Source organism: Aulosira sp. FACHB-615 (assembly GCF_014698045.1).
Taxonomy (GTDB): Bacteria; Cyanobacteriota; Cyanobacteriia; order Cyanobacteriales; family Nostocaceae; genus Nostoc_B.
In genome coordinates this window covers 504693-517007 of record NZ_JACJSE010000001.1, presented here as the reverse complement: position 1 = coordinate 517007, position 12315 = coordinate 504693, and the positions used below count along the sequence as shown (strand labels likewise).

The window sequence follows — 12315 nt, the reverse complement described above, 5'->3', positions numbered from 1 at the left end:
TATTTATAATATTGATGAAATCTTTGTGTAATCAGGGAAAATACGGCAACTTCATAAAATTCTTGTAAATCAAATGAGGCTGAGATCCCCGACTTCTTCAAATAAAGGGTTTGAGGAAGGATGAACGGGTGTAGGGGTATGGGTGTTCAAAACCCGCATTTCTCACAAGCTTCAGGCGTTTGATGGGGCAGAGGTGCGGAGGGGCAGGGGAGAGAGTACCTTCATTCTCCCCTGCTCCCCTGCTCCCCTGCACAGGCTTTGAAAGGTGTGGTGAGAAATCCGGGAAAAATCTTACACCCCCATACCCTCACACCCCCATACCCATTGTTATTGAAGAAGTCTGGTATCTGAAAATTAAAGCCAGCCAACAATCATCCCTGCCAGTAAAATAAAGCCAATCCACACATTCTGCCGAAACATTTCGCCATAAGCTGCATTTGGCAAATCTTGTTGTTTCAATCGCCAATATTGCCAAACCCAACCAATACTCGCCAAGGCGAGAGTTATCCAAAAAGCGAGGTGTAGATGAATCTCAATCCCCAACCAGCCTAATAACAAGATTGTGCCAGCAAAGAAAATACCGATCGCCTCTGGGGCATAATCACCAAAAAACAAAGCACTAGAATTAATACCTATGCGTCGGTCATCGGCGCGATCGCTCATGGCATACACAGTATCAAATCCCAATGTCCAGAGGATAGTTGCGCCCCAAAGTAACCAAGTTGGTTGAGAAAGATTTTGCGTGACAGCACTCCAACTAATCAACACCGCAAAACCCCAAGCAATAGATAGTACCAACTGCGGCACAGGAAACACGCGCTTTGCCCCTGGATACAGTAGAATTACGGGGACGGCGGCAAATGAAAGCCAAAAACTCAGAGGATTCAAATAAAATGCCAGCATCGCCGCACATCCCAGGGCAATAATCGCCACAGCAATGCCTACTTTAATTGACAAAGCACGAGAAGCCAAAGGGCGATCGCGTGTTCTTTCCACTTCGGGATCAATATCTTTATCCCACAAGTCATTGACCACACACCCAGCCGCACTTGTGGCCAGAGTACCCAAAACAATCACTCCCACTAAAGGCAAAGGCGGTTGACCAGCCGCCGCTAAAAACACAGCCCATAAAGCCGGAATCATCAAAATTAACCGCCCTTCTGGTTTATGCCACCGTAAAAGCCGGATAATCACAGACCACACAGGTTCTTGGTTGCTTTTTGGCGTACTCAACATAGAAATTAAGCAGAAATTACTAAAATTTGCTCAGTTAATACTTCTTTACATCTATAGAATAACTTTATTTGTTATTTGTAAAAACACAACCTAAATTTGCAACGATGGATACATAATTCATCGTCAAAAAATCGGGGTGTTAAGAGAATAAGGGTGTAGGGTAAGGCGTATCAACTTATTGATGCAGATCCTTGATATCTAAAGGTGAATTCTTCATCCTCACACCCGCTCAAATAGGGCTTCGTCACTTAAATTTTAAATGGCAGGGTAAATCTACAGACTAAAAGCGAGAGACAAGAGACTAAGTATTATTACTTAGCACTCAGCACTAGTCTTGAATAGTCCGCAATCCCATCTTTTATCGTCCTTCCTAAATAGAGAGAGAAAACTAGATGCTAAATTTAGTTTCTGCTAACTGGGAGAGTGTCAAAACTCAACCAGTTCAGCAACACCGGATTATTGCTGCCATTGATTTGGGAACTAATTCTCTGCACATGGTAGTGGTAAAAATTGACCCAACCCTACCAGCTTTTAGTATTTTTACCAGAGAAAAAGAGACGGTGAGACTGGGCGATCGCAATTTAGTTACTGGTGAGTTAAAACCAGAAGTAATGGATCGGGCGATCGCCACGTTAAGACGCTTTCAAGCAGTTGCAAAAACTTTTAATGCCGAAACCATCATTGCTGTAGCCACCAGCGCAGTGCGGGAAGCCCCCAATGGCAAAGATTTTCTCCACCGAATCAATAGCGAATTAGGTTTAAGCGTTGACTTAATTTCTGGTCAAGAAGAAGCACGCCGCATCTATTTAGGCGTGCTGTCGGGGATGGAATTTAACAACCAACCCCACATCATTATTGATATTGGTGGTGGTTCCACAGAAATTATTTTGGGAGATAGCCAAGAACCCCGCACACTCACCAGTACAAAAGTTGGCGCAGTCCGGCTAACTGGGGAATTCATCACCACCGACCCCATTAGTAATAGCGAGTTACAATATCTGCAAGCTTATGCAAGAGGAATGCTAGAACGTTCTGTAGAAGATGTTTTAGCAAATATTCAGTTTGGTGAATCGCCCAAATTAGTAGGAACATCCGGCACAATTGAAACTTTAGCCATGATTGATGCTAGGGAAAAGTTAGGTACAGTACCTTCCACCCTGAATGGCTATCAATTGAGTCTTCAAGATTTGCGCGGCTGGGTGAATCGCTTGGCGAAAATGACCAATGTGGAAAGGACAGCCATTCCAGGAATGCCAGAAAAGCGTTCAGAAGTGATTTTGGCTGGTGCAGTTGTGCTGCAAGAAGCAATGACCTTGTTGGGTGTAGATGCGGTCACACTTTGCGGGCGGGCGTTGCGTGAAGGCGTAATTGTCGATTGGATGCTGACTCACGGTTTAATTGAAGACCGCTTGCGTTACCAAAGTTCCATTCGCCAGCGCAGTGTATTGAAACAGGTTAGCAAATACCACATCAATATTGAACATAGCGATCGCGTGGCTGTTTTTGCCCTGAGTTTATTTGACCAAACCCAAGGCATTCTCCACAACTGGGGCAATGAGGAACGTCAACTTTTATGGGCAGCAGCCATCTTACACAATTGCGGTCATCATATCAGCCATTCATCTCACCACAAACACTCATACTATCTAATTCGCAATGGTGAATTATTAGGTTATACCGAAACCGAAATCGAAGTTATTGCCAACTTAGCCCGTTATCATCGCAAATCACCACCCAAGAAAAAGCACGAAAATTTCCGCAACTTGTTGAGTAAAGATCATCGACAAATAGTCTGTCAATTAAGTGCAGTTCTCCGATTAGCTGTTGCGTTAGATAGGCGACAAATCGGCGCAATCTCTCAGGTAAAATTCAGCTATTATCCTGATTTACAGCAGGCTCATCTCTCAATTTTTCCCACCAATCCTGATGATGATTGCTCTTTAGAAATGTGGAGTTTAGACTACAAAAAAGGCATATTTGAAGCAGAATTTGGGGTGAAATTAGTTGCGACTTTAGAAACTGCTAAATTTGCAGTTAACTAATATTTATGACTTACGCAAGAACCCTCTCAAATCCTCTTAACTTCGTGTCCTTTGCGCCCTTTGCGGTACCCTGCGGGAAGCCGCTTGCGCGTCTACGTTTTTTCATGATTTTGCGTAAGTCCTGATATTGTCTCAACTGACCAAACAGAACCCCGACTTCTTATAAGAAGTCGGGGTTCTGAAACATACAGTTAGTATCCAATTTAATTCAATTAGACTCAAGACAAACTTGGTCATTTTCCAAAGCTTTCAGAATTTTGAGATATAAATTCTCAACTCTTTGTACTTGCACCTCACCAAGAGAAGCAAAATTAGTTAAACTAGGCGAACCATTAATTTCAATAATTACATAATTGTTCATTGGCTGAGTTATATCATCAGTAATTACATCTAAACCTGACAATCTTAAACCCATATCTTTTGTCGCACTTATCGCTAACTTTTTAAAGTCAGGATGGATATGTTCTGTCACATCGACTCCCTGACCACCACTTGATAAATTAGCATTATCTAACAAATAAATCACCTGATTTTCAGGGATGACACTCTCTAACTTCAGCTTTTGTCGTTTTAATTTGCGCTTGAGGCGGAAATCTTCAGCATCAACATTGTTTTTGCGGCCATTTGCCGTCAATTCTGCTGATTTTTTTTGGATTAATTCTGCAATAGTAGACTTGCCATCACCAACAACACAAAAAGGAATTCTTTGATAAACTGCAAGGACTTCATCATCTACAACAACAATTCTATAATCATTACCTGCATAAAATCTCTCCACTATAAATCCGGGAGTGATGCGGAGGATTTTTTTTGCAACTTGATAGTATTCAGTTTTATTATGAACTTTGGTAACAAATCTGCCTTGACTGAGATTAATCGGCTTCACAATTACCGGAAAACCTAATTCTTTAGCGTAATCAAATCCAGCATCAATATTTCTCTCACTGCTGATTTTTTCACAGATTTTTTTGCTAAAAAAAGTTTGCCCTTCCGTAACTTTATAACCAAAGTGTTTCAAAAAAAAGTTTGAATATGCTTTATCTTTAGCTATTTCGGCAGACCCAAAACCATTGATATTTAATTTACTATGACTAAAACAAGCTTTATTACCGTTTTTAAATGTAATATGCCCAACAAAAGCATATTCTGGGTCTACTACAACTACTGCTCCTAGTTGGGGAGCAATTTTTTGAATTATCGATGTTACTAATGGCATTTATTTTCTGTATACAAAAGTATTAATTCGCAGAAATTTTAACGAATTACTAAACAGTTGGTCAAGCTAATTAAAATCAGGCAGTTTTTATGATTTTTATCTCAGCAACTAAAAATATCCCTCAATCAATTTAATAATTTTTGATAAAAATTAATATTATTTCTTCAGATATAAATAGCCTTTGGGAAAGTAATTTTGGATACGGAATTGAATAAATGTATATATTAAGACGTTAAGAAATTTGTCCGGTTGGTATTAAATGTGCGTGTAGAAGTAAGTAACTCTCGTGGAGATGCCACACTTGTTAATATTCAAAATTTTGGATTGGTTTTGACCTTTGTTAGTTGCTAATAAAGGCTTTGAGAGCGATCGCAAGTTTAATTAACAAGATAAGTTCTTGTAAAATAATCCGCGAAATCTTGACAATCCAAAAATAATCGAATAACAAGGTGGCAGCAACTTGAAAAAAGGCGTTAGTGCATCCCCGCCAAGAGAAGTCAGTAACGCCTTCACTGAAAATTACACACGGATATTTTTAGATCATGCCACAAAATACTGAATACAAAGCTAATCAGAACGAAAATCAAGCGATCGCCTACAAAGAACGCCTAAATTCTTGGGCAATTGCCCGTTTACAGCCCGATGCCCAAAGAGAAATTGTCGCTCGCTTTCGCAGTCGTTCTGATGCCGATGGTTATATGCAGCGCCTACGTCAAATGATTCCTGATGCTTCTTTTATGGTTGTATTTGATTGTCAACGGGAAGAAGTTGTTGCTTAAAGTGTCGAGTCGTTATTTAATTTCACAAATAAAGGATTAAGGGTGCGATTACCATTGTTATGACGGTGCGTTACATCCTAATTAACGCACCTGTATTAAATGATGTATGAAGATGGGGAATGAAGAATCGGGAGTTGGGAATAAGGAAAATGATTCCCTATTCCCTAGCCCCTAGCCTCTAATGTAAGACTTTTGCCAGTGCTTCTATCAGGCGGTCAACATTTTCTTTCCGGCTATTAAAACCCATTAATCCAACACGCCAAACTTTACCAGCCAGTTCTCCCAGTCCACCACCAACTTCAATGCCATGTTCTGTTAGTAGCTGTCTGGCAATAACTTTACCGTCCACCCCTTCAGGAATGCAGACTGTAGTCAAAGTGGGTAAACGATATTCCCGTTCAACGTGACAGCTAAGTCCGATTTCTTCTAGCCTGTCCCAGAGATATTCCACATTCTTTTGATGACGTTGCCAACAGTTAGCTAATCCTTCCTCGGCAACTAACCGCAAAGCTTCCCGCAGAGCATAATACAAATTAATGGGGGCTGTATGATGATAAACACGTTCACTACCCCAATACTTACTCAGCAAAGTCATATCTAAATACCAGTTTGCCACCTTCGTGCTGCGGCGCTGCAATTTTTCCCAAGCACGAGGACTCATGGTAAATGGTGAAGCCCCAGGCGGACAACCCAAGCCTTTTTGACTACAGCTATAAGCTAAATCAACTCCCCATTCATCTAAAAATATCGGCACACCACCGAGGCTAGTGACAGTATCGATTAATAACAGCGTGCCGAATTCCCGACAGAGTTCACCAACACCGTCTAAAGGCTGACGCGCACCTGTAGAAGTTTCAGCGTGAACCAAAGCTAAAATTGTCGGGCGATGGGTTTCCATAGCTGTGCGGAGTTCTTCTAGAGAGAAAACTTGCCCCCAAGGTTTAGTAATGGTACGGACATCAGCACCATATCGCCCCGCCATATCAACTAAGCGATTTCCAAAATATCCAGTCACACCAATTAATACCACATCACCGGGTTCGACAGCATTGGCGATAGTTGCTTCCATTGCAGCAGAACCAGTACCACTGACGGCGATAGTGTGCGGATTTTCGGTTTGCCAAACATAGCGGAGTAAAGATTGAATTTCATTCATCAGCCCTAAGAAATCTGGGTCAAGATGCCCTAGAGGTGAGGTATTCATTGCCTGGAGAACTGTAGGATGGGCATTGGAAGGGCCAGGGCCTAATAGCAGCTTGGAAGGGATTTCCAGGGGTTTGAGTTGTAATCGCTGACTATCGTTAATGGAGATGGTTGGCGACATAATTCCTTTTTGTCTAGACAGTACTTACCGCATCATAGAGCGATCGCATCACCCTTGTATCCTCTGGGGGATAACACATTTCCACCATGAATCAACAAGCAGTAATGACTGCGTGTAAATTAGGGATGTAACAGCTTACTTCCCCATCAGCCAACGAAACTATGATATTTGCAGGTAAACGCCCGAATAACTTGGGTGTAAATAATGGCAGATTAGCAGCTTGCCCTAATTCGCCTAATTGTGTATCTAGCCAAAGTACAGACGCAATTCACCAAATTGCACCCCTAACTTTTAATACTAGTCCCGAAGAAGCGATCGCTAATCTCAAAAGTATTATCCAGTCCTTACCCAGAACTACAATTATTACTGAAACTCCAGACTATTTATATGCTGAGTTTAAAAGTGCTTTGATGGGATTTGTGGATGATGTCGAGTTTTATCTATACCGAGAGGCGAATATTTTTCATGTCCGTTCAGCTTCTCGTTTAGGACAAAGTGATTTAGGTGTTAACCGTAAACGAATAGAAACTATTCGTGCCGGACTCCAAGCATTATAATCTGATGCCAGGTGCAGGAGATTGTAATTTTTTGTAAACTAAAAAGATGGAAAAACTAGACCATCTTCGTAAATTAAAACCCCCAGCTTTCTCAAGAAACTGGGGGTTTTCAACAGGAAATTACTTATGAAGTATATCTTCATCAAAAACCAGTATAAACGCGAATCTCGAAATTAATTAACTTAGCAAATAATAGTTGCAATACAACTTGATTTGTTGTAATCACAACCTAAATATTATTAGGAAATGATATGTTAAAAACTGGTTTGAAAAAAGGCTTATTAACAGCGATCGCAGTTATTTCGATATTACCAGTAATTACCTCAACTGCTGAGGCTGGTTCTGCCAAAAATGTATTTGGGGCAATTTCTTATTCTCCTTCTACTAGAACTTACTCATCAGGAATTGCGAAAACCAAGCAAGCCGCAATCAACGCCTCCTTAAATAACTGTCGTCGTCAAAGTGGCGCTAAAGATTGTACAACACCATTGTGGTTTAAAAATGCTTGGGGGGCATTGGCTGTAGGTTCCAATGGTGGTTATGGTACAGGTTGGGGAACTGACCAATCTCTTGCAGAAAGATTTGCTGTAGAAACCTGTGAAAAGTACGGTAGTCAAAATTGTCAGGTTGTGTTTGTTAAACAAGCCAGATAAATCAAAATTCAGTCCTACTTCTACTTAAAATCCCAGACTTCTTAAAGAAGTCTGGGATTTTTTAGCTCATGAATGATTTAGGAATGCTATAGTTTATTTTTTGATACTTCCTGACATCAAATTACTACGAAGATATCCATTTTTAGCGATTTTCTTTTGGATGATTTGCCGATAAACTTCTTCATAACCATCAGTCATACGCTGAAAACTAAAGTTATTTTCGACATACTGACGACAAGCATATCTATCTATATCTGCCACCTGATTAATTGCACTGACGCATTCTGACACATTATTACAGATAAAACCTGTTTTACTGTGGGCAATTACCTCAGTTGTCGAACCTAATTTCATCGCAATTACTGGTGTACCTGCGGCCATTGATTCCACCATGACTAAACCAAAAGGTTCACGCCAAGTAATTGGGAACAAGGTCGCAACAGCACCTCCCATCAAAACATTTTTTTGTTGATGGTTTGCTTCACCTAAATACTCAATTTGTTCACCATCAATTAAAGGTTTAATTTCTCGTTCAAAGTACTCGACATCCACAACATCTACTTTACCAGCCATTTTTAACCGCCAACCTGCTTGTTTAGCAATTGCAATGGCTAAATGTGGCCCTTTCTCCGGCGATATTCGACCTAAAAATGCTAGATAAGGTGGTTCTTCTGACTTGGGATGAAATTTGTAACTGCTAACATCAATACCGTTGTAAACTGTGCTTGTATAATTCAATCCCAGTGAAATATCCCGTTGGGCATCAGAAATACTGACAAAAGGTTGACGTTTCGCGTATTGAAACATCTTTTGATTATCAGGTGTAAAAATTCCGTGTAATGTATGAACTGTTGGGGTATTGACAAGATTTGCATAAGGTAACGCTGCACAACCCATGTGAGAGTGAATAATATCAAACTCATCTGCCCGTTCATAGACAGAAGCTAACTGCAACATTTCATAAATATTACATTCTTTGACATCCTTATCAAGTCGTAAAGCACGAGGATGCACTGATTCTAGCTTGGCTAAACTGATAGAATCACCAGACGCAAATAAAGTAACTTCATGTCCGCGCCGCACTAATTCATCTGTTAGTAACCCCACCACTAACTCGATACCCCCATAAGCTGGAGGTGGTACTCTCTCCCATAGTGGGGAAACTTGAGCTATTCTCATCACAAACCTCCTAAAAGATGAATTTTGAATTGATAGAGTTTGCTGTTTGATTCACAGTTATTTGTCATTCAACTAGCAATGAGTTTTGAGTGAGAATCACTCACCAAAGTTCTAACTCAGGATTTTTTCTAGCACTATCAACTCAGTTTCAAAAGCAATTTTATAAATAAGCGCATTAAAATATTAGACCTTAACTTATCAAAAAGTTGTCTATCTTTGTAGAGAATTTGATTATCCTCTAGAGGTAAATCGAGAGACTTGATGAAGTCTTTCTGGGGTGGATATCTCCTAAATCATCTTTATACCAAGTCGTGATAGCGATAACCATCTTTTAGGGAGAGCGAAAAATTTTTGGGGAAATGGGCAAGAATTAACCAAGGGGCTTGAATATTAGGCGTTACGTAAATGCAGGATGAATTGAGATGTCGAAGCAACATGAAAGATTGATTTGTCGTGCAAAGGCACGAAACAAAATTCATCCCCTTCATCAGAAATGCCAAATATTAATCATTCCAAAACTTAACCCTACTAATCTTGCTATCTCCGGTAAACTTTTGCGTTGCATCTCTGAAACCATGCCGACATACAGATATTTAAATGCTACATAACTCCTGACATCGGGAACTAGCTTTCTTTCCCATTCACAGTAATCATCGACAAATTTTACCGTCTCAGTAGGATCTGTTCCCCCAAATATAGTCCAGCAAAGAATTTATGATACTTTTTTTTCTTATTATCTTATGAGAGTGATGAAAGAGCAGTATGTCATATTTTATAGACAAAGGTTCATATATGACATATCAATTTCAACGTTGAAGATAAGATAGAAATTGTTCAGCGCGAAATTTTGTTGATTAATGTGAGTAATTACTTACTTATCTATCAAACAGTTTAAATACGAAAGCTTTTGTAGTAATTAGATTCAATACCTAGAATTCAGAAATCAGAATCAACACCGAGTGTAGTCGAAGGGTCAATTAGTGGTGGATTCTGACTCCTGAATGCGATTGAGATAACCAATTAGTCACCTTAAATTCACCAATTGTCTAATATGAATACAACACACCAAGCTAAGAGCCGAAAAACTGCTCTGATTACTGGGGCTGCGAGTGGAATTGGTTACGAATTAGCCTGTATTTTTGCGCGAAATAATTATAATCTGGTATTAGTAGATAGAAATGCCATCAAACTTACAGAAGTTGCCGAAAAATTTCAATATGAATCTTCGATTGCCGTTAAATATATTGTTAAAGATTTAGCAATATCTACAGCGCCAGAGGAAATTTTTCGAGAGTTACAACAAGCAAATATTCAAGTTGATGTACTAGTGAATAATGCTGGCTTTGGGACTTATGGATTGTTCAGTAACACCAACTTAAATGCTGAACTAGAAATGCTTCAGGTGAATTTAGTATGTCTTACCCATTTAACTAAATTATTCCTGAAAGATATGCTCAAACAGGGAGAAGGTAAAATATTGAATGTAGCATCGGCGGCGGCTTTTCAACCAGGGCCTTTGATGGCAGTTTACTTTGCTACCAAAGCTTATGTATTATCGTTTTCAGAAGCGATCGCCAACGAATTAGAAGGTACAGGTGTGACTGTGACAGTACTTTGTCCAGGATCAACCGCCTCAGCCTTTCATGAAAGAACCGGAATGGCAGATTCCAAATTGGTGAAGCGGCAAAAAATGATGGATGCCGAAACAGTTGCCCAAATTGGTTATGATGCCTTGATGAACGGTAAAACCTTGGTAATTCCTGGGTTAATGAATAAATTCCTCGCCAAAATTGTTCGATTTGTACCCAGAAGGCTAGTACCAAAAATTGTCAGAAGTATGCAGGAAGATAAGTAATATCAATTTGAAAAATGGTTGCGACAGATAGATTGCTAAAAGCTGAAGAGTAAAACATTTCAAAATCTCAAATCCAAAATGGTATGAGGTACAAATTTATCTGTTGCCATCTGCGTAGTCTGCGGTAAGCTGAAGTGCGCGTTTACATCTGCGGTTAATTATTCTTGCTTGTACTTTACTGTAATGAGAATTGCTATATGTCCTGTGCAATAAATAAAAGCCCTCAGTGAATAACTGAAGGCGAGAAATTAATAAGGGTGCATCTACTACTATTTGTGTTTACATATAAATACTAGCTGTATCCGGAAAGATATAAGATTTGTCAGGATTTAGATAAAATATTACAGCTATTTCAAATATTTATATAGCGATTACTAGACTTTCGAGGTAAGAATTTATCTGCGTAGCCTGCGGCAAGCCGCTTACGCTTCTACATCCTTTTCCATCGGCAGTTAAATTTATCTGTCTGTAATTTTCAAGTCTAGGAAATAGCTATATGATCTATTTTTTGATGATATATTGTGTACTAGATTTAACTTCATCAAATATTAATAAAGCTGTTGCTAATAATAAAGGTAAAAAGTAGTATACACCGCGATAAGCCAGCATTGCGGCTAAAACTGCTGCTGCTGAAATTTTATTGGACAGCATCAATAAAATTACTGTTTCAAATACACCTAAACCACCGGGAACATTACTCACCACACCTGCAAACATAGCAAGTAAATAAATGCCTAAAAAATCTAAATAATTGCAAGCTGTGTTAATGGGTAATAAGCTGTATAGTACTGATGCAGCAAATATCCAATCAAGGCTAGAAATAATGATTTGCATCAGAGATATCTGGAAAGATGGCAAGCGAAATTCATGGTTACGAATAATTAAAGGTCGGTGAATAACTAGGCTACCAATTAAATAAATTCCCATCAAGCTCAAAAATATCCAGCCAAGAGGACGCACAGTGGTGAATGGTAAATGTAGTTGTAGGGGAATCACGAAAGGGTGAATCAAAAAAAGTAACCCAGCAACAGTAAACATTCCCAGCCAAAATGTGAAATTCACAAAAGCGATAATTTGAGCGATCGCAATTTTTGAGACTTGCCATCTAGAATAAAAACGATAGCGGATAGCACTACCAGTCAGTAAAGCAAAACCGATAGTATTGCTAAAGCTAGAACTAATAAAGTTAGTCAAAGCAATTTTTTGCCAGTGTAGGAAACGATGAATATAGGCAAAACCTAAAATATCGTAACCAACCATGACAAAATAGCCCATAGCAGTGAATCCAACAGCCCAACTCAAGCTTTGTAGTGGAATTGAGGCGATCGCACGCAGAATATCATGGTAATTATACTCGCGCAGTTCGTTGGCGATCGCCCAGACAGAAATCGCCAGCAGCAACAAGCCAAATAAAAAATTTCCGTTGAGTTGCAGCTTTTTGTGCATTATTTAAATCCTAATTCGCAAATTTTCC

The 12315-nt window shown here is 39.5% G+C and carries 10 protein-coding genes and 1 pseudogene; 5 read left to right on the top strand and 6 right to left on the bottom strand.

Going from position 1 to position 12315, the window contains the following annotated elements; genetic code table 11:
• Nucleotides 1–354: 354 nt before the first annotated feature.
• On the bottom strand, nucleotides 355–1236 hold the full coding sequence (locus H6G77_RS02045) for a 4-hydroxybenzoate solanesyltransferase (protein ID WP_190870686.1): 882 nt from the start codon (nucleotides 1234–1236) through the stop codon (nucleotides 355–357).
• A gap of 392 nt (nucleotides 1237–1628) precedes the next feature.
• Between H6G77_RS02045 and H6G77_RS02040 the strand changes: the two genes are divergently transcribed.
• Nucleotides 1629–3278, top strand: a complete 1650-nt coding sequence (locus H6G77_RS02040; RefSeq protein ID WP_190588047.1) for a Ppx/GppA phosphatase family protein — start codon at nucleotides 1629–1631, stop codon at nucleotides 3276–3278.
• A 208-nt stretch (nucleotides 3279–3486) separates the two neighbouring features.
• Here H6G77_RS02040 and H6G77_RS02035 read toward each other — a convergent pair whose 3' ends face one another.
• The gene (locus H6G77_RS02035; RefSeq protein ID WP_190668671.1) at nucleotides 3487–4494 is read right to left on the bottom strand and encodes a cyanophycin synthetase; all 1008 of its coding nucleotides are present in this window, start codon (nucleotides 4492–4494) and stop codon (nucleotides 3487–3489) included.
• Between the two features lie 542 nt (nucleotides 4495–5036).
• Here H6G77_RS02035 and H6G77_RS02030 point away from each other — a divergent pair.
• Nucleotides 5037–5273 (top strand): hypothetical protein, encoded by a 237-nt coding sequence (locus H6G77_RS02030; protein ID WP_190588045.1) that lies wholly within the window; start codon nucleotides 5037–5039, stop codon nucleotides 5271–5273.
• A 178-nt stretch (nucleotides 5274–5451) separates the two neighbouring features.
• Here the strand turns inward: H6G77_RS02030 and H6G77_RS02025 are convergent, their stop codons facing one another.
• Nucleotides 5452–6597 (bottom strand): alanine--glyoxylate aminotransferase family protein, encoded by a 1146-nt coding sequence (locus H6G77_RS02025; RefSeq protein ID WP_190588044.1) that lies wholly within the window; start codon nucleotides 6595–6597, stop codon nucleotides 5452–5454.
• A gap of 161 nt (nucleotides 6598–6758) precedes the next feature.
• Between H6G77_RS02025 and H6G77_RS02020 the strand changes: the two genes are divergently transcribed.
• Together H6G77_RS02020 and H6G77_RS02015 are read left to right on the top strand one after the other, a co-directional pair.
• Nucleotides 6759–7154, top strand: a complete 396-nt coding sequence (locus H6G77_RS02020; protein ID WP_190870685.1) for a DUF1499 domain-containing protein — start codon at nucleotides 6759–6761, stop codon at nucleotides 7152–7154.
• 251 nt (nucleotides 7155–7405) lie between these two features.
• Nucleotides 7406–7807: a DUF4189 domain-containing protein gene (locus H6G77_RS02015; RefSeq protein WP_190870684.1), complete on the top strand. Its 402-nt coding sequence runs from the start codon at nucleotides 7406–7408 to the stop codon at nucleotides 7805–7807.
• 93 nt (nucleotides 7808–7900) lie between these two features.
• On the opposite strand, the gene H6G77_RS02010 is transcribed toward H6G77_RS02015, so the two are convergent.
• Both H6G77_RS02010 and H6G77_RS35515 read right to left on the bottom strand, forming a co-directional pair.
• Nucleotides 7901–8986 (bottom strand): glycosyltransferase family 4 protein, encoded by a 1086-nt coding sequence (locus tag H6G77_RS02010; RefSeq protein ID WP_190588041.1) that lies wholly within the window; start codon nucleotides 8984–8986, stop codon nucleotides 7901–7903.
• A gap of 520 nt (nucleotides 8987–9506) precedes the next feature.
• A pseudogene (locus H6G77_RS35515) lies at nucleotides 9507–9683 on the bottom strand (IS701 family transposase); the annotation flags it as partial.
• A 354-nt stretch (nucleotides 9684–10037) separates the two neighbouring features.
• On the opposite strand from H6G77_RS35515, the gene H6G77_RS02005 reads away from it, so the two are divergent.
• A complete protein-coding gene (locus H6G77_RS02005) occupies nucleotides 10038–10841 on the top strand; it encodes an SDR family oxidoreductase (RefSeq protein WP_190870683.1) in 804 nt (267 codons plus the stop codon).
• 501 nt (nucleotides 10842–11342) lie between these two features.
• Here the strand turns inward: H6G77_RS02005 and H6G77_RS02000 are convergent.
• On the bottom strand, nucleotides 11343–12287 hold the full coding sequence (locus H6G77_RS02000) for a lysylphosphatidylglycerol synthase domain-containing protein (RefSeq protein WP_190870682.1): 945 nt from the start codon (nucleotides 12285–12287) through the stop codon (nucleotides 11343–11345).
• Nucleotides 12288–12315 lie beyond the last annotated feature (28 nt).